This is a genomic window from Jannaschia sp. L-14R, assembly GCF_056857695.1.
This window is the reverse complement of the sequence record NZ_JBSXNP010000009.1, coordinates 533945-558944: the sequence shown is the minus strand read 5'-3', so window position 1 is coordinate 558944 and position 25000 is coordinate 533945. Positions and strand designations below refer to the sequence as shown.

Here is a 25000-nt window from a genome sequence, read left to right as displayed (position 1 = left end):
GGGCACCGTTCACAACATCATGAAGCTGTGCTTTTTTCGGAAATGCTTCGCAAGATTTTTGGACTTCACCTGAGTATTGCACTCCGGACATTCGATCATATCGTCTTCGGGGAATTCAAAGGTTTTCGGAAATCTTATTGGAGCCAAAATTTTGAAAGAGTACATTTCGTCCTCAATCCAGCGGATAAATGTACAGGCGGGATCAAAAACAGCGATTCGGCCGACTAAAAATCCTGCGCTGTTCTTTATGAGCAGCATGAAATTGTCCTTCTCGCCTGTTTGAACATTTACTAAAGTTGTTTCATTGAACAGAGAGGTTTCGGCCTCTGTCACAACTCCGACAATGAGACCGTCCTGCGTACTGCTCGCGGGAAGCTTGTAGTCGGAGGCCAGCGAGCTGCGTGTTTTCGACTTTGTACCGGAGCCGGTATCCATGCACCCATGCTTGTACCATGGTGGCCCGAGCGGTGGATCGATCCAAACGCTTCCACCGTTATGACGGATGAAAAAGACGCGGTCACCACATTCAGGGCAGTCAGTTTGGAAGCAAGAGCTTTCGTTGCTCGAAAGATATCCCGTAAAATCATTGCCAGATGAATAACCACCTCCAGAACTGCAGCCGCCGAACGGATGGATAGGAATACATCTCCCTCCGACATATCGAAACTCCACGGGTTGACCGCAGCGGCTGCAAGTCGACATAATTCCCCCAAATGTCCGGCGTCAGCTCCTTTAGTTTTGCTTGAAGTCTTCGTCGGTGACCAGTCCTGATGCTTTGCTGAGCGTCCTCGGATTAGAAACCTCTTTTGTGCCTTCTGCCTCAAGACAGCACTTCAGGACCTGATGTCTGCAAGAATTGCGCAGCAATTCGCGCCTAACACGCCGGGTCCGACACAGTCACGAGAGAGAGTTGGTCGCCGGAGTCATTTGCTCCGCCAGAGCCTTCTAGTTCAATGACTTAGAGGTTGGGAAGACAAGTGCGATACAATGTGGAGCACAAGCCCATGACGCTGTCGGCTTATTTTTCCACTTCAAGACACGGTGTTTACCATTTCCGCCTCGCCTTCCTCAGGCTGATAACACCAGATGCACAACAGTCTGAATGTCTCACAGAACGAAATGTCCTGACCGGGCTGGCGATTTTCATGGCGCAGAAAGCACGGGGAGGGTCAAACCAGATGCGGGAAAGCTCGTGGCTTTCTTACCGTATAGTCAGAGTATTTCGCCATAATGCGCTTATTGGCAGACGTAACGCTGCAAGATGCGAAGAGATAAAAAAGGAATGCAGGATTTGCCGCTCATGGGCTGAGCAAAGATGATAGTGAGCCCCATTGGCACGACGTGCAGTTTGAGAGCCAGCGGTTGATTGCCCGTCGCAACGTACTGTCCTTGTTGCTCAGCGTTGTACCTCGATCAGGTTGTTTCGCCGCCGTTCACCGCGATCATCTGACCGGTAACAAAGTGGGCTTCGTGTGACGCAAGATACCCCACCATCGACGCGATGTCTTGCGATTGTCCCATGACTCCTGCCGGGATTCGCGCTGCGCGCGCCGGGTCATCTTCAGTTTTATTGTCTTTGCGGATCTGGCCGGGGGATACGGTGTTTATTGTGATGCCCTTTGACGCAAACTCGGTCGACAGCGCTTTGGTAAGGCCCCAGACGCCATGTTTCGCGGCCGAGATCGGTGCGCCTTCGTTATAACCTTTGATGGCTTTCATGCCGGCAAAGTTGATGATGCGGCCCCAGCCCGCCTCCACCATCCCCGGCAAAAACGCCTGACTGGTGCGGAACACCGCAGTCAGGGCCACGTCCATGACGCCGTGCCAGTCGTCTTCGGTCATTTCGAGGAAGGGTTTGTGTGGTCGACGTGCGGCGTTATTCACTACGATATCAACACGACCAAACCGAGACAGCGCCGCGTCAGCGATAGTGCGGATTGCGTCTTCTTCGCCCATGTCCCCCATGGCGATCAGCGATGCCACACCTTCGGCTTCAACCGCCGCAACCGTTTCTTCAACGGCGGCAAAGTTGGAAGAGCCATTCACGATCACGTTGCAGCCCATCCGGGCCAACTGCACCGCAGTTGCGCGTCCGATATTCTGCCCGGAGCCTGATACAAAAGCTGTTTTGCCCTCTAACGCCCGATTGTTCATGATCTGCTCCCCTTCATTCCGCCCTGTTTGCCGGGCAACGAAACACGCGCACCAAGTTGCTTGGCGCGGCAGGGTTTGCCAGGAAAGACCAGATTGACTGGTCAAGGGGGTATGTCAATCAGTAGAAAAATGTTGACAATTGGCAGTTAACAACGCTTTCATCTTCCAATGGCAAGTGATGTCGTCTGCCTTGAACTCATTCACGCTGCATCAGGCACGGGTTTGGCGGCGCGCCCAGTTTGACGATTGCGGGTGCAGATGTCGCGCGGCAGCGACGGAGGAGATCGGTGGGAGGTATGGGGCCGATCATAGCCACTGCAGGCAAAGCACACTGCAGGATGCTAAAACACTTCAAAGAAAAGGTGTGAAAAGACTGAGTATTTCGACCGGAGCATATCAAGAAATATCGACCATATGTGCCGGGACTTCAATTTGACCATTGAGCGTCAAAACAAGATCACAGGGAGAACTTCACCATGACAAAAGAAATCAAAGTCGCCGACTGGCTGCCGCAGGGCATAGTTGCTACACTCACGGCCTGTTCTATTGCGCTTGCAGCACCGGCCATGGCGCAAGAGACTTATCCGTCAACCGACGACACGCTGGATTGGACGATCGCGTTTGGTCCGGGCGGCGGGAATGACATCATGGCCCGCACCATCATTGATATCCTGACAAAATACGATCTGTATCCGGGTGATATATCGGCTGAAAACCGCGCTGGCGGATCAGGCGCTGTTGGCTGGGGCTACCTGTTTGCTCAGGACGGTGACCCTTACGGCATCTCGACCACATCGGGAAGCTTTGTGACAACGCCGCTACAAGCTGATACCCCGTGGCAGCCCGAAGACTTCACGCCGGTCGCCCTTCTTGCGACGGATGATCTTGTGCTGGTTGTGAACGGCGACTCCGAAATCCAGAACATCGCCCAATTCATCGAAGCGGCGAAGGCCGAACCGATGAATATCGGTGGCACCGGCACCGTGAACGTAGACTTCATCGTCCCGACGCTTTTTGCTGAAAAAGCAGGTTTCGAATTCGACTATGTGTCGTTCAACTCCATGGCGGATCAGACCACGGCTTTGCTGTCCGGTGCCCTGGATTCGATGGTGGGCAATCCTGGTGAGATCCTTGGCCTGATCGAGGCAGGGGAGCTGCGTCCGCTGGTCTATTCTGGCAACAGCACGCCAGCAGCGCTGGGTGATGTTCCGACCATGGGCGACATCGGTTTCGGAATTGGCGTGTCGATGCCGCGCGGTCTCATCCTTCCGCCGAATGTACCGGCAGCGGCGCAGGAATGGTGGATCGGCACAATGCAGAAAGTTGTCGAAACACCAGAATGGGCGGAATACATTGCGTCCAACACGCTGACGCCGACTGTTATTTACGGCGAAGACTTCCGTTCCTTCCTTGTTGAGACAAAGAACGGCTTTGAAACCGTGCTGAAGTCAGTCGGAGCCATCGACTGATCATCTGGGTGACGTAACCGGCGATGCCGGTCCCAGCCGGTCGCGTTCGTCGCGACCGGCTAATCGCATACTGGAGGCGTGGACGTGAGGCTTGCATTTCTGCTGGTGGTTTTAGCTGGCGCGATTTTCTACACTTATATTGCCTTTGTCGACCTGTCGTTCATGACGCGCTCGGGCCGGTTGGGCCCCGGATTCTTTCCGCGTCTGGTGGGTGTGATCGCGGTCTTGTTCATTGCCTGGTCGGTTTTTGACGCCATGCGCGACCGCGATTCCACTGATGCGGGCGGGTCAAACTCTGCCTGGTCGGATGCCATTCTCTTGATGGCTCTTGCCGTTGGCTATGCTGTTCTGCTTCGCCTGTTCGGCGGGTTTGTGGCCACAGTCATTTACCTTGCCGTCGCGCTGGCGATCCTGAATCGTAGACGTCACCTGCAAAATGGCATTCTCGCCGTGGCAGTTCCGAGCGGCGTCTACCTGTTGTTTGACAGCTTGTTGAACGCGAACATGCCGCCCGCTCTTTTCGACATGCCTTTCTAACGCCCCCATCCCCAAATATTGCCGACTGGAACGAGACGAATGGACATCTTTAGTGACCTGATCATGGGCTTGTCGATCGCGATCACGCCGATCAACCTGCTCTATCTTCTTATTGGTGCGGTAATCGGGATGATCGTCGGTGTGATTCCCGGCTTTGGTCCTTCGGCTGGACTTGCGATCCTGCTTCCCATGACCTTCGGCATGGATCCCATCGGTGCGATCATGATGCTGGCGGCCATCTATTATGGCGCGATGTATGGCGGGACGATTACGTCCATTCTGCTGAACACTCCGGGGGAAAGCGCGACAGTCGCAAGTACGTTTGACGGCTTTCCGCTTGCGAAAAATGGGCGCGCCGGTCCTGCGCTTGTCATGCAGGCGGTGGCGTCATTTGTGGGGGGTACAGTGGGTGTCATCCTCATCACACTGCTCGCACCGATGTTTGCTCAGGTCTCGCGCAGTTTTGGGCCACCGGAATATTTCCTGCTTGCCCTGATGGGAATGTTGACCCTGATCGTGATGATTGGAGAGAACTGGCGGCTTGGTATCATCTCGGCTCTGATCGGCTTTGCCTTGGGCACGGTGGGCGTCGACCTCGAAACCGGACAAGGACGGTACACGTTTGGCTCTGCCGAACTGATCGGGGGCATCTACTTCATTCCCATCGCCATCGGCTTGTTTGGTTTGGGCGAGCTGTTCTTCGCCTTCTACAGCGGCCTGCATCGTACGGGCACCGGCGGCATCGTGAATTACGAAACCGAGGAACGCTTCTGGCCGACTCGGATGGACTGGATTTCGACCCGCATGACCATGGTGCGCCATTCGATTTTGGGTTTCGTCGTCGGCGTAATTCCCGGCGCTGGCGCAACCATTGCGTCGCTGATGGCGTATTCCACCGAACGATCGCTTTCCAAACATCCTGAAAACTTCGGCAAAGGCGAGATGGCAGGTCTTGTCGCGCCCGAGACAGCCAACAACGCCGCGTCCTCAGGGGCCATGATACCGCTTCTTACGCTGGGTATACCCGGTTCGGCCTCGACGGCTGTGTTGTTGGCGGCGTTTGTGCTGTGGGGGCTGCGTCCGGGGCCATTGTTCATGGAGCAGAACCCGGAACTGGCATGGGGTCTAATTGCCTCGATGTATCTTGGGAACATGGCGCTTCTGGCGATCAGCATCTTTGCAATCCCGCTCTTCGTTCAGATCATCAAGGTTCCGTACCGCGTACTTGGTCCGACCGTGGTGGTGATCTGCGCGTTGGGAACGTTCAGCGTTAACGCGTCTTTTGTGGAACTGTATATCATGTTCGCCGCAGGGATCGCAGGATTCTTCATGCGTCTTTATGGGTTCTCGCCCGCGGCGCTTGTGCTGGCGCTAGTGCTTGGGCCTTTGGCCGAAGAGGCGCTTCGCCAGACGCTGGCGATCTCGCGTGGGTCGTTTAGCATCTTCATTGAACGTCCAGCATCGCTTTGGATCATAGTGGTGACAATTGTCCTGGTTGTGTTCCTGCCGCTCTTGAACCGATTTGGATCGAAGGCGGAGACCGCCAAGAAGTCGGGGATCTGACTTGCGAATTGAGGCGGAACACGCGCGCGTGCTTGCCTCAACCGCGTTTCACCGTGCCGGAGTAGCTGAGGAGGCTGCGCACACGGCCGCCGATGTGCTTGTGATAACCGAGATGATGGGCATCTCGACCCACGGGCTGAACCGCGTTGAAACCTATTGCACCCGCATTGCCGCAGGGGGCGTCGACCCGCATGCGATGATCGACGTTCAGATGCCCGCGCTCGCACTGCGTCGTGTGGATGGGCGGAACGGGCTGGGGCCCGTCACAGCCATGCGAGCGCTTGACGAAGGTCAAGCTGCCGCACGTGCTGCCGGTGTTGGCGCCGTGTTCGTAAAAGGCGCGACCCATATCGGGGCGCTTGCCCCTTACCTGTGGCGGGCGGCGCAATCCGGTTTTGCCGCCATCATAACCACAGTCGCCGCGCCGATGATCGCGCCGCCGGGTGGGAAAGACGCATTGATTGGCAATAATCCCATTGGGATTGGCGTGCCGATAGAGGGGCGCGATCCGGTGCTTCTTGATATGGCGTTGTCTGTGGTGGCCCGATCCCGCGTGCGCGCGGCACGGGACGCAGGTACAGCCATCCCGGCGGATTGGGCGCTTGATGTTCATGGTCAGCCAACGACCGATCCGGCGGAGGCGTTGAAAGGCGTGTTACAGGCCATTGGTGGAGCGAAGGGTGCAAACCTCGCACTGTGTCTTGATCTGTTGGCCGGGGGGCTTTCCGGGGCTACGACGCTGGGTAAAATTGCCGACCAGCACAAGACCCCGTCCCGGACACAAGGACTGGGCCTGATGTTCCTTCTGATAGACATGCAGGCGTTGGGGGATGGTGCCGCGTCGAACGCGGCCCTGAAAGACGCAGTGGAACAGGTCGAACAAAGCGCACCTGCTGATCCGGCGACACCCGTGCGCCTGCCCGGAGCGCGGGCGCTTTCGCAGATGCGGCTGTCAGAGCGGCAGGGGCTTGAGGTGCCGCCGCCGCTTTTGTCAAAACTCGAAGTCCTTGCTGGCGTCTAGGGCATTTTCCAGGTCGCGGTCGCAATCGCGGCAAGCTTGCCCTGATCATCCCACATACGGCTTTCCATAAACGAGATCGACCGCCCGCGTTTCAGGAACCGCCCTTCGCAGGTGACGCGGCCTTGCATGACCGGCCGCATGAATTGAAGTTTCATCTCAATCGTCGCGCCGGGACCCTGTATTTTGTTCACAAGATGCCCCATCGAGATATCCATTGCCGCCGCCATTGCACCGCCGTGAAGCGAGCCTTGAGGGTTGCGCAGCATATCCGTCATCTCGAATGTAAGACGGCAGACTTCTTTATCGGCATCTGCTGCCTCGGCTGGCAAATACTCGAAGTTCAAACCAAGAAACCGCGCAAAGAAGAACGTCTCGAACGACTGTTCGTGATCGTTGAGGGCCGTGTCGAAATGCGCGCGGGCCTGAGCTTCGTCGATCTTCTTGGAGTTATCGGTGCTCATCACGCTCCCACGAAGTTCGGTTTTCTCTTTTCCATGAAGGCTTTGCGGCCTTCTTTGTAATCTTCGCTTTCAAAGCAGGCCTGTACCCGGCGGGCACATTCTTCGAGGTTCGTCTCGCTTTCAGGCGCAACGATCTGGCTGACAATGTACTTGACAGAGTCGACCGTCATCGGCGCGTTTGCGGCAATCATCTGCGCGGTTTCTTCCACCACGGTGGCAACCTGATCGTCCGGGACAACTCTGTTCACGAGGCCCATGTCCTTAGCTTCGGTTGACGTGAACCGGCGCGCGGTAAAGAAGATCTCTTTCGCGAACGCCGGACCGACCACATTCGCCAGGCGGCTGATCCCTTCATATCCGTAGCCCAGCCCCAGTTTGGCGGCAGGCACCGCAAATTGGGATTTCTCGCCACAGATCCGCAGATCACAGCTCAGCGACAAGGCGACACCGCCGCCAATGCAGTACCCGTCAATCTGCGCGATGGTCGGCTTGGGGAAAGCCTCGATGCTGTCATAGACGCGCTTGGTGGCCGCGTTGTACTGGGCAACCGCTTCGACACTGGCGCGTTCGGTTTCGAATTTCGAAATATCGGCCCCGGAGACAAAGGCTTTGCCGCCTGCGCCGGAGAGGACGAGGATGCGCACGCTGTCATCTTTTGCGAACCGCGCTGCAGCGGCTTCGACAGCTTCCCACATCTCAAGGGAAACGGCGTTACGCTTTTCCGGCTGATTGAAAATGATGCGGGCAATATTGCCCGACTGCTCGACGATGATCTTGTCTGTCATGGGGGGCGTTCCTCGTTCTGTTCAGGTTGCGCCTGATGCGCGCATTTCTTCGATCTCATCGCTGGACAAGCCGATTTCGGTCAGGATTTCGACGCTGTGTTGGCCCGCCAATGGCGGCGGTGTAGCAATATGACTTGGGGTGCGGCTCATGATGATGGGTTGGCCAACAAGCTCTGTCTCTCCGCGTTCCTGGCTGGTCACCGGTTGCGCAAGGCCAAGGTGGCGGACCTGTGGCTCTGCAAAGACCTGACCGATGTCATTGATTTCGCCAGCAGGCACACCCGCGCCAGTCAACAGTTCGATCCAGTGGGCTGTTGTATTGGTCTTCAGGGTCGCTTCAATCTCTGCGCCAAGCGCATCCCGGTTGTCCGAGCGGGCAGGGGCGGTCGCATAGCGTTCGTCCGTGAGCCACGTTTCCCGACCCAGGATCCTGGCGAAACTTGCCCAGATGTTGTTCCCGGTGACAGCGATGTTCATGTGACCATCCGAAGTGCGGAACACGCCCGTGGGAATTGATGTCGGGTGATTGTTGCCAGCCTGCTTGGGGATGTCGCCGTCCATGAGGTAGCGCGCCGCCTGAAAGTCCAGCATGAATACCTGGGCTTGCAGCAGGGAGGTCTGGATCCACTGACCCTTTCCCGAAGTTGCCCGCTCCAGCAACGCAATCATGATGCCCTGCGCGGCGAATAGTCCCGCACACAGATCGGCAAGGGGGATGCCAACCCGCATCGGTCCTTCGCCCGGTGTACCGGTGATGGACATCAAACCACCCATGCCCTGCGCGATCTGGTCAAAACCGGGGCGGTCTGCCAGCGGGCCATCCTGACCAAAGCCCGAAATCGACGCGTAGATCAGGCCGGGGTTTGTTTTGGAGAGTGTGTCATAGTCGATGCCCAGCCGCTTCTTCACGCCGGGGCGGAAATTCTCGACGATGATATCGGCAGTTTCGGCCAACTTGTGGAACGCCGCGAGACCAGCCTTGTTTTTCAGATCAAGCGTCAGGCTGCGTTTGTTTCGATGCAAGTTCTGGAAGTCTGGGCCAGAGCGCGGACCCCCGAATTGCGCGGTATCGATCGGTGCTTCGATTTTGATCACATCCGCGCCCCAATCGGCAAACTGACGTACACATGTCGGACCTGACCGGACACGAGTAAGGTCAAGCACACGCAAGCCATTCAATGCTGTACTGGGAAGCGCGCAGGCTTCGGATGCGGAAGAACTGTCAGGTTGTACCATTTTGCTTCCTGCGATCGATTTATGTCTGTTATTGGGATACTATAGTTCTCATCAAATGACAACAATATGTAGATTGTTGACAAAATATCGAGACCCATGGAAAAGAGCGTATGAATATGAAAGCCAGATTGATCGGAGTTGGGCGTTCAACGCTTGCCGAAGAGGCGCGGGCCGAGATTGAGCGGATGATCACCGAAGGTGAGTTGACCGCAGGCGAAAAGCTTAACGAGCTCGAACTGTCTGTTGTCATGGGGGTCAGTCGTGGCACAGTACGAGAAGCCATCCGGTCGCTTGCTGGGTCGGGTTTGGTTGATTTGATCGCCAACCGCGGCGCGTTTGTGCATGAAACAACTCTATCGGAAGTGCAGAACCTGTACGAGCTCAGAGGCGCGATTTTCGCCATGGCCTGTGGTGCTGCCGCGCGCCGGTACGGGCAAGGGGATGAACCCCGGCTGGCGGAAGATTTGGCGCGCAACATCGAACAGATGAACGCCGCGCGCGAGGCCGAGGAAACGCCGAACTACTACGTCTTGAACATTGAGTTTCACGACCTTTTGCTGGCGGCGGCAAACAACCCCAAGGCCAAAGCGATTTACGACAACGTCAAACGCGAAATGCACCTGTTCCGCAGGCGGGGCCTGTCGATTGCGTCGAACATCGCACGGTCACTCGAAGAACATCGTGCCATCGCCGAGGCGGTGATCGCGGGTGATGAGAACGCCTCCCGGGACGCCGCCAATGAGCACATCCGCCAAGGCTTTGACCGGTATATGGCAACGGCGACGCGTCAAAGGCAGGCAGATGCCTGACCGCTGTCGACCGTTCGTTCACATGTTCAGGAGACACTCGAAGTGAGCAATCCACTTTACGACGCCTTGATCGCGCCCCATCGCGGGCAGGGGACGCCTTTTCTGGTCATGGCGGATGGCACAACCCTGACGCATGCCGATTTCGTCGCGCTTGCCGGGACCTATGCCAGCGCTCTGGACAAGCTGGGCGTGGCAGCTGGCGATCGTGTGGCCGTTCACATCCAGAAATCGGCTGATGCGTTGGCCCTTTATGTCGGATGCCTACAAGTTGGGGCGGTCTACCTGCCGCTGAACACGGCTTATACACCGACCGAGCTGAGCTATTTCATTGCCGACAGTGATGCGTCTGTCTTTGTCTGCGACCCTCAGGAGGTGAATGACGTCGCGCCAATCACATCTGAGAATGACGTCATTCTGAAAACGATGGACGCAACAGGCCACGGGTCGCTCAAGGACGAGGCATCAGCCCTGCCGGTCCGCGAGGAGATAGCATCGCGCGGGGCCGACGATATTGCGGCCTTGCTCTATACATCGGGCACTACAGGGCGGTCGAAGGGCGCAATGTTGACCCACCGCAACCTGCTGTCCAATGCCGAAGCGCTTGTTGACATCTGGCACTTCACCGACCGCGACGTCTTGCTCCATGCCTTGCCGATATTTCACAGCCACGGGCTTTTCGTGGCGTCGAACGTGACCCTGCTTGCAGGGGGGGCGATGATCTGGTTGCCAAAATTTGACGCGGACACGGTCATCGCCTGTCTGCCCGCCGCGACGGCGATGATGGGCGTGCCGACATTCTACACCCGACTTCTGGATGACGACCGGTTTGACCGTGCATTGACCGAACACATGCGCGTCTTCATCTCGGGCTCGGCGCCGCTCTTGGCGGAAACCCACGACAGATTTGCCGCACGGACCGGTCATCGCATTCTGGAACGCTACGGGATGACGGAAACCAGCATGAACACGTCAAACCCCTATGACGGGCCGCGACGTGCGGGCACCGTCGGCTTTCCATTGCCGGACGTTGAAGCCAAGGTCTGCAATCCCGAAACGGGAGAAACATTGCCGACAGGTGAGATTGGCGTGTTGGAGGTTCGCGGTCCCAATGTATTCAAAGGCTACTGGAAAATGCCGGAAAAGACAGCCGAAGAGCTGCGGGAGAACGGGTTTTTCATCACCGGCGACCTGGCGAAAGTCGACTCGGACGGATACATCTCGATTGTTGGCCGTGGCAAAGACCTGATCATTTCCGGTGGCTACAACATATATCCCAAGGAAATCGAACTCTTTCTGGATGACCTTCCCGGCGTATTTGAAAGCGCCGTAGTGGGCGCGCCGCATCCCGATTTCGGCGAAAGCGTTGTCGCCGTGTTGGTGCCGGAAGCGGGGGCAACAATCGACATTGCCGTGATCGAGGCCGAAGCGAGAGACAAGCTCGCGGGGTTCAAGCGACCGCGCCATTTCGAAATTCTTACCGCACTGCCGCGCAACACCATGGGCAAGGTCCAGAAGAACACACTGCGCGATCAGGTCCAGACCGTTTTTCGCCGCTCAGCCAGCTAGATGACAGGAGAACAAGACATGCCGCATCGCTTTTCGGGCGTGCTGACACCGGTGGTGACGCCGTTCACGGATGATCTCAAGCCTTCGCCCGAGCGGTTGATTGCCCAATGCAGATGGCTGCTGTCGCAGAATGTGAATCTTGCCGTCTTTGGCACCAACAGCGAAGCGAATTCCTTGTCAGTGGACGAAAAGATCGAACTAATGGAGGTCCTTGTCGATGCCGGGATAGACCCGTTGGCGATGATGCCGGGAACTGGCTGCTGCGCACTAACAGACTCGGTTCGTCTAACGGCGAAAGCAGTTGAGCTTTGTGTCGGGGGCACTCTGATGTTGCCGCCTTTCTACTACAAAGGCGTACCCGATGACGGACTTTACCGAAACTTTGCCGAGGTCATTGAACGCGTAGGGTCTTCCGATCTGCGGGTCTATCTCTACCACATCCCGCCGGTCGCGCAGGTTGGGTTGTCGCATGATTTGATCGAGCGGCTGGTGACGGATTATCCGGGCACCGTCGTCGGCATCAAGGACAGCAGTGGCGACTGGGAGAACACGAAAGGGATGCTTGACCGCCAGTGGGATGATTTCCATGTCTTCGCCGGCAGCGAGACGTTCTTGCTCCAAACCATGCAGGCGGGCGGCGCGGGCTGCATTTCAGCCACGGCAAACGTCAACCCCGCAGCCATCCATACCCTTTACGAGAACTGGCAGTCAGAGACTGCGGAACAGAAGCAGGCTGAACTGGACAGCATACGCGCGATTTTCCAGTCCTTCCCGATGATTCCGGCGCTCAAGGCGGCTGTGGCGCATTGGTCGGGCGATGAAACCTGGTGCATGACCCGCCCGCCGCTCCAGCCTCTGGAAAACGAGACGCGCCGCGATCTTATTGCCAGGCTGGAGGCCGCGGGTTTCGGGATGTCCGGCTTGCAAGCTTAAAGGGGGCTGACGGCGGAAACCGGGCCTAGGTGGGCAGATCAATTGCTGTGATCTCAAATCCAGCTTGCATCAATCCGTGGCGGTGGGTGTCTGCCATATATTCCCAATATCATCAGGCGAGAGCACGCGCCGACAGCTTTTCGTCAAGGCACTGGAAAAAGGGTAATTTGGTGCGGGCGGTGGGAGTCGAACCCACACGGGCATACGCCCAACAGATTTTAAGTCTGGTATGTCTACCATTCCATCACGCCCGCATCTGGCGTTGTCTTCAATTTTCAGCTTCAGGCCTATATCGGTCCTAAGTTTGCCTCCTTGTCGCAACACTTTGTTCCATATGTAGATTTTAGCGCAGACACAAGGGTTTTAGTCTATGTGACTACTACTCAGCACACCCTATGGTCTTTGGATTAGGGGCAGAAGGTCGGGGTTGGCAAGGCATCACAGGTCGATCTGTTCGGGCCCATCTTCGGGCGGCAGCGTCAGAAACTGCCGCTCGCTCAGCCACGGATTGAAGGCAAGCGCCGCACGGATCGCGTCCTGCCCTTCGCGAATACGACCCAGTTGGATCAGGGTCAAACCTTTGCCTGCCAAGGCTGCGATATGGCGCGGTCGCAAAGATATGGCCCGGTCCAGATCGGGCAATGCGGCTTCGTAATCGCCCTGGATGAAATACGCGAAGGCGCGTTGGTTGTAACCCTCGGCATAGTCGGGGCAATAGTCGATCAGTGCGTCGAATGCGGTGATCGCCCCGTCCAGATCGAAAGCCGACCTTCTGGTCATGCCCTCGTCCAGCAACAGCTGCGCCTGATCGTCCGGGGCCTGGGCCCAAAATGTCCACATCTCCGAGGAAATGGCTCGTGCCGCGCCTTCGTTGCGCGCTTCCTGCGCCCGCGCGATCAAACCGTCCATATCTGCGGTGATGTCTGGGGCTGCCGGGCATTCCGCAAAGACGGGACCGGACAGCAGGGCGAGTGGAATAGCGATACGCATCAACATGAGGGAATGGTGGCACGTCGGGTGCATTCGTCAAGTCACACCCCTGTGGGTGGAGGAGGGGTGGATCAGCGGCTGGCGGTGTCCTGCACGCCATTGGTGCTGCCGCCCGCAACGACGCGTTTGCCAACAGGTCCGAAGGCAGGTGTCCGGGCAAACTCACCGATCAGCGCGTCCAACTCTCCCTCCATCACGGCGGCCAGCGATACATCCTGGCCTTCCCAGCGCGCCTTGGCCGAAATCACCGAGACGATCCGGATTTCGTCTTCATAGACCGCAAAGACCGGCGCGCCCGACGATCCGAATTCTACCTCGCAACTCAGCACCAGGATTTCGTCGTCCCGCGCGAGGATCGTGCATTCGCTTTCGCGCGACGGTGCATCGGCACGGTCCCTGCCATAGCTGACGACCTGTACCGTCTGCCCCGCTTCGACCCGGACCTGCGTGCGGAACGGGCGGACGTGGCCGAGGCGGACCGGACGATCCAGTTCCAGCAGGGCCAGATCGGAGCCGACGCGGTTCAGGCGCGTCTGGTCCGAAAAATCATAGTCGGGATGGATCACGACACGGCGGATGCCACGATAGGCTTCGGCGCGACCAAGACGCAGTCCGGCCTGAAACTCAATATCCTCAGCATTTATCCGATCCCCCGTGTCCGGTTCATACAGGCAGTGCGCCGCAGTCAGGACGACGTCCGCCGTGATCATCGCGGCGGTGCAGAACCCGGTCTCACCGAAATTCAGACGGCCGACGCCTTCCCATCCGCGATTCTGATCTGCGGTCCGAAGACTGTGCAGCGGAGATTCCGCGAAGGCCGGGGCCAGACCCGCACTGATGACGACGATAACGGCGGCAATCGTTTTGATAATTCGGATCATTTTGGCCCCTCATTCGACTGCCTCCGGTTTATTGGCCGATGGCGGCGAGAGGGGGACGCGATTGGCACCCCTTCTGGACCCTTTGTGGGCAGATACGTCGGATTGTGTCAGCCGTCGGGCCGCAGGAAGCGGATAGTTCCGGTCCTCTCGCCCTGACCGACGCGAACAACCTTCCGCACCGGCGTTGTGCGCGGGCTTGCCGCGAATTCGCGCTGCAACCGACGCAGACCTTCTTCGACGGTAACTGCCAAGGCAACCGGGCGATTTTCCCACGTCGTCATGGCCGAGATGACGGACACGATCCGCAACCCCTGATCCGTTTGCACGAATACCGGCGCACCCGAAGCCCCGAAGTCGACCGAGCATGACAGGACCAGAACCCGATCGTCGCGGTCGAGAACCACGCAATCGTCTTCGCTCGACGGGGCATTTTCCCGGCCACGCGCATAACTGACGACTTGCACGATGTCGCCCCTGAACAGGCGTCCGCGCGTGTCGAACGGTTGAACGCTGGCGATCTGCAAGGCCCGGTCCAGCTCCAGCAAAGCCAGATCCGCACGTAACGAGCTTTGCGACGGATCGGGACCATATTTATAATCGGGGTGCATCACCACGCGGCGAACGCGGCGGCTGGCGCTCTCCAGTCCGTCATACAGCCCGGCCCGAAACGTCAGGTTGTCGATCGAATGCGGCTCGCCCGTGGATTTGTTGAACAGGCAATGCGCGGCCGTCAGCACCTGTGTCGGCGACACAAGCGCGCCGGTGCAGAAACCTTCGGTGCCGTTTGGCCCCACCATGTCGATCCGACCGACACCTTCCAGCCCCCGGCGTGACAAGGCGGTATCCAGTTGGACCAACCCCTGCTGCGCCATCGCGGATCCACCGACGGCTGTCATCAAGAAAACCAGAGTTGGCAGAATGATATTCGGCAGGATTCGAACCATGAGATTCTCCGCGGCAGGTCAGCTTCCCCCACGGATCACCTACGGATCGGGCGAAACCCTAGCGCAAACGTGGCGGTTCGGTGACTTGTGCGCGCGACGGTTCGAAACCCGCAATTGCAGGCGGTATCGGTCCACCCGTTGCCCAATCCAGAAGCTCGACGGTGTGGACGACGGGGACGGAAGCGGCGCTGCCGATCTGCATCATGCAGCCGATGTTGCCCGCCGCAATCACGTCCGGTGCGCGTTCTTCCAGCGTGGCGACCTTGCGGCGCTTCAACTCGCCGCTGATTTCGGGCTGCATAAGGTTGTAGGTCCCGGCGCTGCCGCAGCACAGATGCGCGTCGCGTGGCTCCAGCACGGTGAACCCGGCGCGTTTCAGAAGATCCTTGGGCGCGCCCTTGATCTGCTGGCCATGCTGCAATGAACAGGCGGCGTGATAGGCGACATGCATCGGTCCGCCCCCGGCATCGGCCGGGACGCGGCCAAGAGGCACTCCGCCCACTCCGTCGCGGGCGGGCCGTGGCGGTGTGGTGAAGTCGTGATCCTTCGGCAGCAGATCCATAAGCACTTCGGATACGTCTTTGGCCAAGCCTGAAACGGTCGCCGCCTTGTCGGCAAGCGGGTCATTGCGGAACATATGGCCGTAATCCTTGACCGTCGTGCCGCAGCCGCTGGTGTTGATGACGATAGCGTCCAGCCCTTCGCCCTCGACCTCGGCCATCCAGGCGTCGATGTTGCACGCGGCGAAGGCGTGGCTTTCGTCCGACTTGCCCATGTGATGCGTAAGCGCTCCGCAACAGCCCATCCCCTTGGGGATCACGACTTCGGCCCCCAACCGTGTCAGCAAGCGGATGGTCGCATCGTTTATATCGGTGTTCAGGGCCTTCTGTGCGCAGCCTGTCATCAGAGCGACGCGCATCTTTCGATCCGGCACGGCGAAGGTCTGGGGGTCGTCATTGCGGCTGACCGGAGGTATGGTCCTGGGTGCCATCTCCAGCATCGCTTTCAGGCGTGCGTCAGGCATCAGAAAGGCCAGCGGGCGGCCCAGCTTGGCGCCCAGCAGCGCCAGTCGGAACCGCCCCGGATAAGGCAGGATTTTTGCCAGAGTCCAACGCAGAAGCCGATCCATCAACGGGCGCTTATACGTCTTTTCAATGTGCTCCCGCGCATGATCCACCAAGTGCATGTAATGCACACCCGATGGGCAGGTCGTCATGCAAGCCAGGCACGACAGGCAGCGGTCGATATGCTTGACCGTTTTTTCGTCGGCATCGCGGCCGGATTCCAGCATATCCTTGATAAGGTAGATCCGGCCTCGCGGGCTATCCAATTCATCGCCCAGCACCTGATAAGTCGGACAGGTCGCGGTGCAGAACCCGCAATGCACGCAAGAGCGCAGGATCTCGTTCGACCGCTTGATCGCCGGATCGGCCAGTTGCGCATCGGTGAATGTCGTCTGCATGGATCAGACCCCCGTCATCGGGTTGAAGAGGCCACGCGGGTCGAACCGCGCCCGGATGCCCGATGTCAGCGTCGCCAAGGCGTCCGGTTCCGGCGGCAGCGCGCCCGGTCCCGTGCCTCGCAGCCGAGTTGCATGGCCGCCGAAATCACCCAGACGCGCGCGCAAGTCGGTGCCTTCGGGCAGGCGCAGCCAGACCAACCCTCCGCCCCAGTCCAGCAACGCCGCCTCCGCCCCGGCACGGGCTACGATATCGGGTGCATGAGACGGGCGAGCAGACACACGCCAGACGTCGCCATCGGTCCCTTCGAAGGCTTTAACATCGCGAATCCATGCCCATCCGGCTTCGACGCCCAGTCCACCTTCCCTGCCCGATCGTCGTTCGACCACCACAGTTCCGAACGACGAGAGAAGCGCTTGCAGCTTTGCCGCGCGGTAGGTGACAGAGCCTTCCAAGCCTTCGATGCGGATCATCGTGACCGGCGTCCCATCGAGACCGACAGGCACATGCGCGGCCCCGTTCACTTCGTACGGCGAGGCGAGCGCCATCGACATGCAGGCGACCGCCCGCGTCACATCGAGTCCTTCAATCAGCAGGGATACGCTGGTCGCAGCAGACGGCAGCACCTTGAAGCTGACTTCCGACAGCACCCCCAGCGATCCGCGCGCACCCGCCACCAGCTTGACCAGATCATAGCCGGTCACGTTCTTCATCACCCGCCCGCCGTTCTTGATCACCGTGCCCTCGCCATCGACGAACCGCACCCCGATCAGCGAATCCCGGCACGCCCCGGCCTGCACACGACGCGGACCCGAAACATTCATCGCCACGGCCCCGCCAATCGTCGGTGTGCCCTTGGTGCCCAGCAGGGCGCGATGATCCATCGGCTCGAACGGCAGACGCTGCCCTTCCTTGGCCAGCGCCTTCTCGACCACCGCCATTGGCGTGCCCGCCCGCGCCACCAGCGTCAGAGCGCCCGGCTCATACAGCGTGATCCCGGTCAAACCGGAGGTGGTCAGCGCTTCTCCATCACCCGGCATATGCCGGGTGCCTCCTCCGCGAACCGCAAGCGGCCCATTCGCCCCCCGCACCATGTCGGCCAGCTGTTCTTCGGTCTCGGGTTTCAGCAAGGCCGCGCCCTCTCTTTGCTTTCGAAATATTCCCGCCGGAGGCTCCGACGGCAGCTTCAGGCCAATTAGACCCGACGGCTTTCGGTCATGGACAGCGGAAACACCTTCGCCGGATTCAACAGCCACTTGGGGTCGAACACGTCCTTGACCCGCAATTGCGCTTCCATGTCGCCCTCGTTGAACTGATGTCCCATAAGCTCGCGCTTTTCGACACCAACGCCGTGCTCTCCGGTCAGGCAGCCGCCGACCTCGACACACAGCTTCAGAATATCCGCCCCCATGTTCTCGCACAGTTCCAGATCGCCCGGCTTGTTGGCGTCGAACAGGATCAGCGGATGCATGTTGCCATCACCGGCGTGGAACACGTTGCCGACATCCAGCCCGTATTTGCCCGACAGCTCGCGGATGCCACGCAAGACGCGCGGCAATTCCGACACCGGGATCGTCCCGTCCAGGCACATGTAATCGTTGATCTGCCCCATGGCGCCGAACGCCGACTTGCGGCCCAGCCAGATGCGCGCGCTTTCGTCCGACGACGTGGAGCGGCGCAGTTCGACCGGGTTGTGGGTGCGGGCGATCTTTTCGATCACCTCCAGCTGTTCGTCGATCTCGTCCTCGGACCCTTCGACCTCCACGATCAACAGGGCTTCGGCGTCCGGATATCCGGCGTGCGCGAAGGCTTCGGTGGCACGGATAACGGGGCGGTCCATGAATTCGATCGCGACAGGCAAGACGCCCGCCTTGATGATATCGGCCACGCAGGCGCCTGCCGTTTCGTTGTCGTCGAAGGCCATCAGCACCGGGCGCGCGCCTTCGGGCTTGGGCAGGATGCGCAGGGTGGCCTCGGTGACGACGCCCAACTGCCCCTCGGAGCCGCAGATGACGCCCAGCAGATCCAACCCGCCCGCATCCATGTGCGCCCCGCCGACCTCAACCACCGTGCCGTCCATCAGCACCATCGTCACGCCCAGCAGATTATTGGTGGTGACACCGTATTTCAGGCAATGCGCCCCGCCGGAGTTCATGCCGATATTGCCGGCGATGGCGCAGGCCAGCTGCGATGACGGGTCGGGGGCGTAGAAAAATCCATCCGCCTCGACCGCGCCGGTGACGGACAGGTTGGTGCGCCCCGTCTGCAATCGGATGATGCGGTCGTCGTAGTCGACCTCCAACACATCGGTCATGCGGGCGACGCCCAGAATGACCGAATCGGCTGTCGGCAGGGTGCCCCCGGCCAGCGATGTGCCCGACCCGCGCGGAACGACGGGGATTTCCATGTCGTGGCAAATCTTGAGGACGGCGGCGACTTCATCGGTTGTGCGGGGCAGAACCACGGCCAGCGGTGGACATCTGTAGGCAGTCAGCGCATCGCATTCATAGGCGCGCGTCTCCTCCGGTTCGTGGATCACGGCGTCGTCGGGCAGGACCTGCAAAAGACGCGTGATCAGGCGGTCCTTCTTGGCGATCGTGAAGGGATCGACGTTCGGCATTTCCATCGCGGCGTCCTCCGGCTGACAACACTGACATCTGAACTGGCATCTGATGATATTGGTAAAATAATATAACCAATTTTGCGGAAGGCAAGGACCAAGGCATTTGATACGAGGGAGGCATGCTGGTTCCCCTCCTCTCCTCGTTCACCCTTCTCGATTTCATAGCCCTCGGGCTGCTTTTGTTCGCGTGGGTCGGAGCAGGGCTGGTGATCGAACATCCCCCGAAATCGCGGGCCTCGGTTACGGTGCTGATGCGACGGTACCGCAGTGACTGGATGACCGAGATGCTGACCCGCAAACCGCGCATCTTCGACGCGACGATTCTGGGCAGCCTGCGTCAGGGCACCACGTTCCTGACGTCGGCGGCGATGATCGCTGTCGGTGGGGTTCTGGCATTGGCCGGACAGCCCCAGACGCTGGATTCGCTGGTCATGGGGGTCGGAATAGAAGGCCATCCGGTGATCTTCTGGCAGACCAAGCTGGGTGTGGTCGCGCTGTTGCTGATGCATGCGGTGTTCAAGTTCATCTGGTCGAACCGCCTGTTCGGATATTGCGCGGTGGTCATGGCATCAGTGCCCAACGAAGTCGAAGACCCCCGCGCCATTCCGCGCGCCCGTCAGGCCGCCGAAATCAACATTCGGGCGGCGACGAACTTCAATCGCGGGCTGCGGTCGGTCTATTTCGCGCTGGCCGGGCTGGCGTGGATCCTGGGGCCCTGGGGTCTGATGCTGGCCGTGGCCGTGACCGGATGGAGCGTTCTGTCGCGGGAATTCGCCTCGACCTCGCGCGGCGTGTTGCTCGAGGATTGACGGCATGCGGCTGGCGTCTTTCTGTCCGACACGCGCGTCACGAAAGCGTGCCTCGACACGACCCCGGCAAATACCCCAGAAAAGTGTCATGCGCATCCTGTTCTCCTTCGTCCTGTTGCTGGTTACGCCCGCGCTGGCCGATCTGCCGATAGTCGAAGATGCCGTCGCCGCGCAGGCGCGGGACAACTGGACCTTTGCCGTGACCGTCCGTCACGCCGATACCGGATGGGAACATTATGCCGATGGCTGGACTGTTTCCGCTCCGGATGGAACGGAACTGGGCTATCGCAAGCTTGTGCATCCGCACGAGACCGAACAGCCGTTCACCCGTTCGCTGTCAGGCGTGGATGTCCCCGAGGATGTGGCGCAGGTGACGGTCCGCGCTCACGACAACGTTCATGGTTGGGGCGAAGATTACGTTCTGGACCTGCGCTGACCGCATTCAGGCCGGGCGTTTCGGCAGATCGAGCCACAGGTTTCCGTCGCGGTAGCCACCCCGCGCCAGATGCTCGGACGTCTTTACTTCGGGAAAATCCTCCGCCCAGTCGCGATAGCGGTCGTTGGTGACGACGAAGGCCCCCATGTCCCGCGCCGCAGTCAGGATCTTGCGGTCGGCAGGTTCGCCCTTGTTGACGACCATCACGCGGTCTTCCGGCAGGCCCAGCGTCTGGGACAACCATCCGTCATGGCGATAACGGCCTGACAGAAGGTATCCGGCGTTGGCATCGAAAACGACACCGGGTGTGAAGCCTTGTGCGGTCAGGCAGGCAAGAACTTCCTTCACCGGGTCGATATGGGGCGTTCCATCCTTCCAGTGCATTACGTTGGAGCCATCCAGCACAACCCAATCGGCCTTTGTATTCGCCCGATTTCGACGGACTTGTTGCACAAGCAGGAACAGGGCCGCCAAGGCGGTGGGCCCGGCCAGTAGCAAAAGGTCGGACCAGCCGGGAGCCACGAAGGCGACGGCGATTCCGACGAGCGAGACGAACGCGATGAGGATCAGAAAAAGTATCGGAAACCCCGGATATTGTCAGGCCGAATGAGCGCCGTCGGCCAGCGATTTCACATAGGCCAGAACGTCTTGCACGCTGTCGCCTTTGGCAATGCGGTCGACGATGGCCGAGCCTACGACGCAGCCGTCGGCGACCGCGGCAATATCGCGGGAGGCGTCGGGCGTCCTGATGCCGAAGCCAACGATGATCGGCAGGTCGGTCGATTGCTTGATACGTGCGACCTCGGGTCCGACCTTGGCGGCGTCCGCCACACCCGATCCGGTGATGCCGGTGATCGAGACATAATAGACGAAGCCGGACGTATTCTGCAGCACCTTCGGCAGACGCTTTTCATCGGTCGTGGGCGTGGCAAGACGGATGAAGTTCAGGCCCGCGGCCTGCGCCGGAATGCAGAGTTCGCTATCCTCCTCGGGGGGCAGATCGACGATGATCAACCCATCGATCCCGGCCTCCCGAGCATCGGCCAGAAACCGGTCTACGCCCCGTGAATAGATCGGATTATAGTATCCCATCAACACGATAGGGGTCGTGGTGTCGCCTTTGCGAAAGGCCCGCACGATGTCCAGCGTGCCTTGCAGGGTCATGCCACCTTCCAGCGCGCGCTGACCGGCCAGCTGGATCGTCGGACCGTCTGCCATGGGGTCGGTGAAGGGCAGGCCCAGTTCGATGATGTCGACGCCTGCACCGGGGAGGCCCCTGACGATTTCGGTCGTGGTCGCCGCGTCGGGATCGCCGGCCATGACGTAGGTCACGAAGGCCTTGCGGTTTTCGGCGGACAGGCGGGCGAAGGTGTCGTCTATGCGGGTCATGCGGCCTCTTTCTGCTGGCTCCGGAGTGCGACAGGCGGGTCCTGAGGTCAATCGCCTTGGCGCGCGGCATGCGGCAAAAAACCGGTACGGATGGACGGGTGATCCACGGGTGATTTACGGGTGATCTGCGTCGGAGGCAGTTTCGGGTCCGCGCGCGCTCTGCATCAGTCGCAGTTTACCATCCAGTCGACGCCGAAACGATCGGTTCCCATGCCGAAACCCCGCGCCCAGAAGGTCGGCGCGAAAGGCATCATCTGGCTGCCGTCGCGGGTGAGGGCCGTGAAGATCCGCTCTGCCTCCGCCAGATCGGCCAGGGCCAGTTGCAGCGAATAGCCGGAGTGGCCACCCTTGGGTGCCTGCATCCCGTCGGAGCCCATGAGCGTCCGGTCCCCGATCCGAAGTTCCATGTTGGCGATGAGATCGAGACGATCTTCGGGTACTATCGAATGATCGGGCATGTCGCGGAATCGCATCCTGGACACGACAGTCCCGCCCAGCGCGTCGGCATAGAATGTCATCGCCGCCTCGCAGGTGCCGTCGAAATGAAGATAGGTGTTGAGCTGCATGTCCGGTCCTCCCCGCCCGTGGCCGTCGACAAAACATGCCACAGGACTGGAACAAAAGCACCGCCCGACCCATTTGCATGGCATGAACTATATTCTCGCCATCCTGCTGCCGCCTCTGTCGATCCTTCTGGCCGGTCGCCCGATCCTCGGGGTCATCACCTTCCTGATCTGGATTCCCGCCTTGTTCTTTTCAGGCGGGCTTACCCACCCGATGTTTATCCTGCTGGCGTGGTTCGTCATTTTCGAGCGTCGCAACAAGCGGGCGTGATTGGCGGAGGGCAGGTCCGAGAGATTTCGTTTGCCACGGAAGGTCGTCCGTTAGTTACCGATATAATGTTCGCTGTGCGGACATAGTGTGAGTTCTCTGCAAAAGCACCAATTTCCGCTTTCGGGGAACCGTTCAACAAACGGTCCTTTTTGGAAGGCTGCGCTCGCTTCCTAACTTATGATTACGAAACAGTTAGTTTCTTGGTCTTCGGATTGTAGATGGCGTCCATACTCACCAAATTCAGTTAACTGACATTGTGAAATTGGAGGACTAAAAAATGGGAAAAGGTCAAGGTAACGGTGGTGGCTGGCCAAGTCAGACAGGAAACCCATCTGGAGGCGGCCGTTCAAACGGATCGTCCAGCGGGGGCAAAGGTAAGTAATACTCTTATGGCTACCCATTTTTTGGGTAGTCTTTCAATTATGAACCGAGAGGCTTTTTTATTCACATAACGGGCGGCAGGAGATGACGATGACAAAGAAAAGTAACTTTATAGACAAAGAACGTGCCGCATGGCACGATGACCGCCGCCACAAAAGCCAAGGCGATGCAGACGCAGGAATTTTTTCCGTGAGTGGCAATACCTGTATTCATTGCGGCACTCCCCTTGGGCGTGATATTCCTGACGGCTACGAAGCCGCGCTATGTGATGCCTGCGACTAAGTCGCGCTCGCTTAGAATTCTATAGTCTAAATGCTCCAAAAACCCTCGTTTTTGGAAGGCTGGAAAAGGCCTGTTTTCCGCCGCCACAAACCCCGTTCAAAACCCAAACAGTTGTTGAAGGCTTTTGCCTCTCCTGCGTTAGCGGGCATTCGTGCATCACGCAGCATCACGCAGCATCAGTCACTCTGGGCTCCCAGCGGCCATTTCAGTCGATCCGGCAGACGTGCCTTCATTCCCAATCGAAGCTGCCGCCCGGTCTCGAAAATGCGCCACCTTGCCGTGCCGCGCGCCGCGACGTAGACGGACGGCGATCAGCGCAAGGGGTGAGAACATGGGTTTCAAGATGGGCATCGTGGGTCTGCCGAATGTCGGCAAGTCGACCCTGTTCAATGCGCTGACGAAAACCGCCGCTGCGCAGGCCGCGAATTTTCCTTTTTGCACCATTGAGCCGAACGTGGGTGACGTGGCCGTTCCCGATGCGCGGCTGGACAAGCTGGCGGCGATTGCCGGATCGAAGCAGATCATCCCGACGCGCATGACCTTCGTGGACATTGCCGGGCTGGTGAAGGGCGCGAGCAAGGGCGAGGGGCTGGGCAATCAGTTTCTGGCCAATATCCGCGAAACCGATGCCATCGCCCACGTTCTGCGGTGTTTCGAGGACGGTGATGTCACGCATGTCGAAGATCGGGTGAATCCGGTCGAGGATGCCGAGATCATCGAGACCGAACTGATGATCGCCGATATGGAGAGCATCGAGAAACGCCTTCAGGGCCTGTCGCGCAAAGTGCGTGGCGGCGAGAAGGAGGCGGTCGAACAGGAACGCCTGCTGAAGGCGGCACTGGCCGTGTTGAACGACGGCAAGCCCGCGCGAACCGTCGATGTGGCGGCCGACGACCGCAGGACGTGGAACATGCTGCAACTGCTGACCGCGAAGCCGATCCTGTATGTGTGCAACGTGGACGAGGGATCGGCGGCGACGGGCAACGCGTTCTCGGACGCCGTGGCCGGGATGGCCGCCGCGCAGGGCGCGTCGACCGTGGTCATCAGCGCCCAGATCGAGGAAGAAATCGCGCAACTGTCCGACGAGGAGGCGACCGAATTCCTGTCCGAGATGGGGCTGGAGGAGCCGGGGCTGGATCGTCTGATCCAAGCCGGATACGAGCTTCTGTCGCTGGAGACGTATTTCACCGTCGGCCCGAAAGAGGCCCGCGCCTGGACGATCCGGCACGGCACCAGCGCGCCAAAGGCGGCGGGGGTGATCCACGGGGATTTCGAAAAGGGGTTCATCCGGGCCGAAACCATCGCCTACGACGATTTCGTGACGCTGGGCGGTGAGCAGCCGGCCAAGGAGGCGGGCAAGATGCGCGCCGAGGGCAAGGCCTATACCGTCAAGGACGGCGATGTGCTGCACTTCCTGTTCAACACCTGACCGGACGG

Annotated in this window: 26 protein-coding genes and 1 tRNA gene; 12 read left to right on the top strand and 15 right to left on the bottom strand. The window is 59.3% G+C overall.

The features are described from left to right. Positions 1-9: 9 nt before the first annotated feature. Both AC13C2_RS07170 and AC13C2_RS07165 read right to left on the bottom strand, forming a co-directional pair. Positions 10-435 (bottom strand): hypothetical protein, encoded by a 426-nt coding sequence (locus AC13C2_RS07170; RefSeq protein WP_482886347.1) that lies wholly within the window; start codon positions 433-435, stop codon positions 10-12. A 978-nt stretch (positions 436-1413) separates the two neighbouring features. Then, positions 1414-2154, bottom strand: coding sequence for an SDR family NAD(P)-dependent oxidoreductase (locus tag AC13C2_RS07165; RefSeq protein ID WP_482886346.1), 741 nt, complete (start codon positions 2152-2154; stop codon positions 1414-1416). A 476-nt stretch (positions 2155-2630) separates the two neighbouring features. Here AC13C2_RS07165 and AC13C2_RS07160 point away from each other — a divergent pair, with 476 nt between their 5' ends. The 4 genes from AC13C2_RS07160 (at position 2631) to AC13C2_RS07145 (ending at position 6744) form a co-directional block, all read left to right on the top strand. Further along, positions 2631-3623, top strand: a complete 993-nt coding sequence (locus AC13C2_RS07160; protein WP_482886345.1) for a Bug family tripartite tricarboxylate transporter substrate binding protein — start codon at positions 2631-2633, stop codon at positions 3621-3623. Between the two features lie 84 nt (positions 3624-3707). Next, positions 3708-4160: a tripartite tricarboxylate transporter TctB family protein gene (locus AC13C2_RS07155; protein ID WP_092763887.1), complete on the top strand. Its 453-nt coding sequence runs from the start codon at positions 3708-3710 to the stop codon at positions 4158-4160. A 39-nt stretch (positions 4161-4199) separates the two neighbouring features. Then, a complete protein-coding gene (locus AC13C2_RS07150) occupies positions 4200-5723 on the top strand; it encodes a tripartite tricarboxylate transporter permease (protein ID WP_339644822.1) in 1524 nt (507 codons plus the stop codon). Further along, positions 5683-6744, top strand: coding sequence for an Ldh family oxidoreductase (locus AC13C2_RS07145; RefSeq protein WP_092763891.1), 1062 nt, complete (start codon positions 5683-5685; stop codon positions 6742-6744). The genes AC13C2_RS07150 and AC13C2_RS07145 overlap by 41 nt, the downstream gene beginning before the upstream one ends. On the opposite strand, the gene AC13C2_RS07140 is transcribed toward AC13C2_RS07145, so the two are convergent. From AC13C2_RS07140 to AC13C2_RS07130, 3 genes are read right to left on the bottom strand one after another with little or no spacing between them, the layout of a single operon-like run. After that, entirely contained in the window at positions 6741-7205 is a 465-nt protein-coding gene (locus AC13C2_RS07140; protein WP_482886344.1) for a PaaI family thioesterase, read from the bottom strand. The genes AC13C2_RS07145 and AC13C2_RS07140 overlap by 4 nt on opposite strands. Then, the gene (locus AC13C2_RS07135; RefSeq protein WP_339644828.1) at positions 7205-7990 is read right to left on the bottom strand and encodes an enoyl-CoA hydratase; all 786 of its coding nucleotides are present in this window, start codon (positions 7988-7990) and stop codon (positions 7205-7207) included. The genes AC13C2_RS07140 and AC13C2_RS07135 overlap by 1 nt, the downstream gene beginning before the upstream one ends. A gap of 21 nt (positions 7991-8011) precedes the next feature. Beyond that, entirely contained in the window at positions 8012-9226 is a 1215-nt protein-coding gene (locus AC13C2_RS07130; protein WP_092763897.1) for a CaiB/BaiF CoA transferase family protein, read from the bottom strand. Between the two features lie 110 nt (positions 9227-9336). Between AC13C2_RS07130 and AC13C2_RS07125 the strand changes: the two genes are divergently transcribed. Genes AC13C2_RS07125 through AC13C2_RS07115 form a run of 3 tightly spaced genes read left to right on the top strand, consistent with a single transcriptional unit; the run spans position 9337 to position 12534 of the window. Further along, a complete protein-coding gene (locus tag AC13C2_RS07125) occupies positions 9337-10035 on the top strand; it encodes a GntR family transcriptional regulator (RefSeq protein WP_339644834.1) in 699 nt (232 codons plus the stop codon). 42 nt (positions 10036-10077) lie between these two features. Then, complete coding sequence (locus tag AC13C2_RS07120; protein ID WP_482886343.1) at positions 10078-11601, top strand: malonate--CoA ligase; 1524 nt, start codon at positions 10078-10080, stop codon at positions 11599-11601. An 18-nt stretch (positions 11602-11619) separates the two neighbouring features. Continuing rightward, positions 11620-12534: a dihydrodipicolinate synthase family protein gene (locus tag AC13C2_RS07115; RefSeq protein ID WP_482886342.1), complete on the top strand. Its 915-nt coding sequence runs from the start codon at positions 11620-11622 to the stop codon at positions 12532-12534. A 168-nt stretch (positions 12535-12702) separates the two neighbouring features. Here AC13C2_RS07115 and AC13C2_RS07110 read toward each other — a convergent pair. The 7 genes from AC13C2_RS07110 to AC13C2_RS07080 all read right to left on the bottom strand — a co-directional run bounded on the left by AC13C2_RS07110 (position 12703) and on the right by AC13C2_RS07080 (position 19435). Further along, positions 12703-12788, bottom strand: a tRNA-Leu gene (locus AC13C2_RS07110). A 184-nt stretch (positions 12789-12972) separates the two neighbouring features. After that, positions 12973-13530, bottom strand: a complete 558-nt coding sequence (locus AC13C2_RS07105; protein ID WP_482886341.1) for a tetratricopeptide repeat protein — start codon at positions 13528-13530, stop codon at positions 12973-12975. 65 nt (positions 13531-13595) lie between these two features. Beyond that, on the bottom strand, positions 13596-14405 hold the full coding sequence (locus AC13C2_RS07100) for a trypsin-like serine peptidase (RefSeq protein ID WP_482886340.1): 810 nt from the start codon (positions 14403-14405) through the stop codon (positions 13596-13598). 107 nt (positions 14406-14512) lie between these two features. Next, positions 14513-15349: a trypsin-like serine peptidase gene (locus AC13C2_RS07095; RefSeq protein WP_482886339.1), complete on the bottom strand. Its 837-nt coding sequence runs from the start codon at positions 15347-15349 to the stop codon at positions 14513-14515. A 58-nt stretch (positions 15350-15407) separates the two neighbouring features. Further along, entirely contained in the window at positions 15408-16811 is a 1404-nt protein-coding gene (gene glcF, locus AC13C2_RS07090) for a glycolate oxidase subunit GlcF (RefSeq protein WP_482886338.1), read from the bottom strand. A 3-nt stretch (positions 16812-16814) separates the two neighbouring features. After that, entirely contained in the window at positions 16815-17936 is a 1122-nt protein-coding gene (locus tag AC13C2_RS07085; RefSeq protein ID WP_482886518.1) for an FAD-binding protein, read from the bottom strand. Between the two features lie 68 nt (positions 17937-18004). Then, positions 18005-19435 (bottom strand): FAD-linked oxidase C-terminal domain-containing protein, encoded by a 1431-nt coding sequence (locus tag AC13C2_RS07080; RefSeq protein WP_482886337.1) that lies wholly within the window; start codon positions 19433-19435, stop codon positions 18005-18007. Between the two features lie 116 nt (positions 19436-19551). On the opposite strand from AC13C2_RS07080, the gene AC13C2_RS07075 reads away from it, so the two are divergent. Then, positions 19552-20241 carry a DUF599 domain-containing protein gene (locus AC13C2_RS07075; protein WP_092763911.1) on the top strand — a complete coding sequence of 230 codons (690 nt, stop codon included), beginning with the start codon at positions 19552-19554 and terminating at the stop codon, positions 20239-20241. 88 nt (positions 20242-20329) lie between these two features. Beyond that, a complete protein-coding gene (locus AC13C2_RS07070) occupies positions 20330-20677 on the top strand; it encodes a hypothetical protein (RefSeq protein WP_092763913.1) in 348 nt (115 codons plus the stop codon). 6 nt (positions 20678-20683) lie between these two features. Here the strand turns inward: AC13C2_RS07070 and AC13C2_RS07065 are convergent, their stop codons facing one another. The 3 genes from AC13C2_RS07065 to AC13C2_RS07055 form a co-directional block, all read right to left on the bottom strand. Then, entirely contained in the window at positions 20684-21199 is a 516-nt protein-coding gene (locus tag AC13C2_RS07065) for an NYN domain-containing protein (protein WP_482886336.1), read from the bottom strand. A 75-nt stretch (positions 21200-21274) separates the two neighbouring features. Next, positions 21275-22066: a tryptophan synthase subunit alpha gene (gene trpA / locus AC13C2_RS07060; RefSeq protein ID WP_092763917.1), complete on the bottom strand. Its 792-nt coding sequence runs from the start codon at positions 22064-22066 to the stop codon at positions 21275-21277. A gap of 164 nt (positions 22067-22230) precedes the next feature. Then, on the bottom strand, positions 22231-22632 hold the full coding sequence (locus tag AC13C2_RS07055; RefSeq protein ID WP_339646062.1) for a VOC family protein: 402 nt from the start codon (positions 22630-22632) through the stop codon (positions 22231-22233). 82 nt (positions 22633-22714) lie between these two features. Between AC13C2_RS07055 and AC13C2_RS07050 the strand changes: the two genes are divergently transcribed. The 3 genes from AC13C2_RS07050 (at position 22715) to ychF (ending at position 24992) form a co-directional block, all read left to right on the top strand. Beyond that, complete coding sequence (locus AC13C2_RS07050) at positions 22715-22900, top strand: hypothetical protein (RefSeq protein ID WP_092764287.1); 186 nt, start codon at positions 22715-22717, stop codon at positions 22898-22900. 471 nt (positions 22901-23371) lie between these two features. Continuing rightward, positions 23372-23563 (top strand): hypothetical protein, encoded by a 192-nt coding sequence (locus tag AC13C2_RS07045; protein ID WP_482886335.1) that lies wholly within the window; start codon positions 23372-23374, stop codon positions 23561-23563. 331 nt (positions 23564-23894) lie between these two features. After that, entirely contained in the window at positions 23895-24992 is a 1098-nt protein-coding gene (gene ychF, locus AC13C2_RS07040) for a redox-regulated ATPase YchF (RefSeq protein ID WP_474520790.1), read from the top strand. The last annotated feature ends 8 nt before the right edge of the window (positions 24993-25000 follow it).

What these genes read in the sequence shown, in the direction of transcription:
- AC13C2_RS07045 (WP_482886335.1), top strand. Translation starts at nt 23,372, where the DNA reads ATGACAAAGAAAAGTAACTTTATAGACAAAGAACGTGCCGCATGGCAC.
- AC13C2_RS07075 (WP_092763911.1), top strand. Translation starts at nt 19,552, where the DNA reads ATGCTGGTTCCCCTCCTCTCCTCGTTCACCCTTCTCGATTTCATAGCC.
- glcF (WP_482886338.1), bottom strand. Translation starts at nt 16,811, where the DNA reads ATGCAGACGACATTCACCGATGCGCAACTGGCCGATCCGGCGATCAAG.
- AC13C2_RS07150 (WP_339644822.1), top strand. Translation starts at nt 4,200, where the DNA reads ATGGACATCTTTAGTGACCTGATCATGGGCTTGTCGATCGCGATCACG.
- AC13C2_RS07100 (WP_482886340.1), bottom strand. Translation starts at nt 14,405, where the DNA reads ATGATCCGAATTATCAAAACGATTGCCGCCGTTATCGTCGTCATCAGT.
- AC13C2_RS07160 (WP_482886345.1), top strand. Translation starts at nt 2,631, where the DNA reads ATGACAAAAGAAATCAAAGTCGCCGACTGGCTGCCGCAGGGCATAGTT.
- trpA (WP_092763917.1), bottom strand. Translation starts at nt 22,066, where the DNA reads ATGACCCGCATAGACGACACCTTCGCCCGCCTGTCCGCCGAAAACCGC.
- AC13C2_RS07170 (WP_482886347.1), bottom strand. Translation starts at nt 435, where the DNA reads ATGGATACCGGCTCCGGTACAAAGTCGAAAACACGCAGCTCGCTGGCC.
- AC13C2_RS07135 (WP_339644828.1), bottom strand. Translation starts at nt 7,990, where the DNA reads ATGACAGACAAGATCATCGTCGAGCAGTCGGGCAATATTGCCCGCATC.
- AC13C2_RS07095 (WP_482886339.1), bottom strand. Translation starts at nt 15,349, where the DNA reads ATGGTTCGAATCCTGCCGAATATCATTCTGCCAACTCTGGTTTTCTTG.
- AC13C2_RS07130 (WP_092763897.1), bottom strand. Translation starts at nt 9,226, where the DNA reads ATGGTACAACCTGACAGTTCTTCCGCATCCGAAGCCTGCGCGCTTCCC.
- AC13C2_RS07165 (WP_482886346.1), bottom strand. Translation starts at nt 2,154, where the DNA reads ATGAACAATCGGGCGTTAGAGGGCAAAACAGCTTTTGTATCAGGCTCC.
- AC13C2_RS07125 (WP_339644834.1), top strand. Translation starts at nt 9,337, where the DNA reads ATGAATATGAAAGCCAGATTGATCGGAGTTGGGCGTTCAACGCTTGCC.
- AC13C2_RS07105 (WP_482886341.1), bottom strand. Translation starts at nt 13,530, where the DNA reads ATGTTGATGCGTATCGCTATTCCACTCGCCCTGCTGTCCGGTCCCGTC.
- AC13C2_RS07140 (WP_482886344.1), bottom strand. Translation starts at nt 7,205, where the DNA reads ATGAGCACCGATAACTCCAAGAAGATCGACGAAGCTCAGGCCCGCGCG.
- AC13C2_RS07070 (WP_092763913.1), top strand. Translation starts at nt 20,330, where the DNA reads ATGCGCATCCTGTTCTCCTTCGTCCTGTTGCTGGTTACGCCCGCGCTG.
- AC13C2_RS07115 (WP_482886342.1), top strand. Translation starts at nt 11,620, where the DNA reads ATGCCGCATCGCTTTTCGGGCGTGCTGACACCGGTGGTGACGCCGTTC.
- ychF (WP_474520790.1), top strand. Translation starts at nt 23,895, where the DNA reads ATGGGTTTCAAGATGGGCATCGTGGGTCTGCCGAATGTCGGCAAGTCG.
- AC13C2_RS07055 (WP_339646062.1), bottom strand. Translation starts at nt 22,632, where the DNA reads ATGCAGCTCAACACCTATCTTCATTTCGACGGCACCTGCGAGGCGGCG.
- AC13C2_RS07080 (WP_482886337.1), bottom strand. Translation starts at nt 19,435, where the DNA reads ATGGAAATGCCGAACGTCGATCCCTTCACGATCGCCAAGAAGGACCGC.
- AC13C2_RS07050 (WP_092764287.1), top strand. Translation starts at nt 22,715, where the DNA reads ATGAACTATATTCTCGCCATCCTGCTGCCGCCTCTGTCGATCCTTCTG.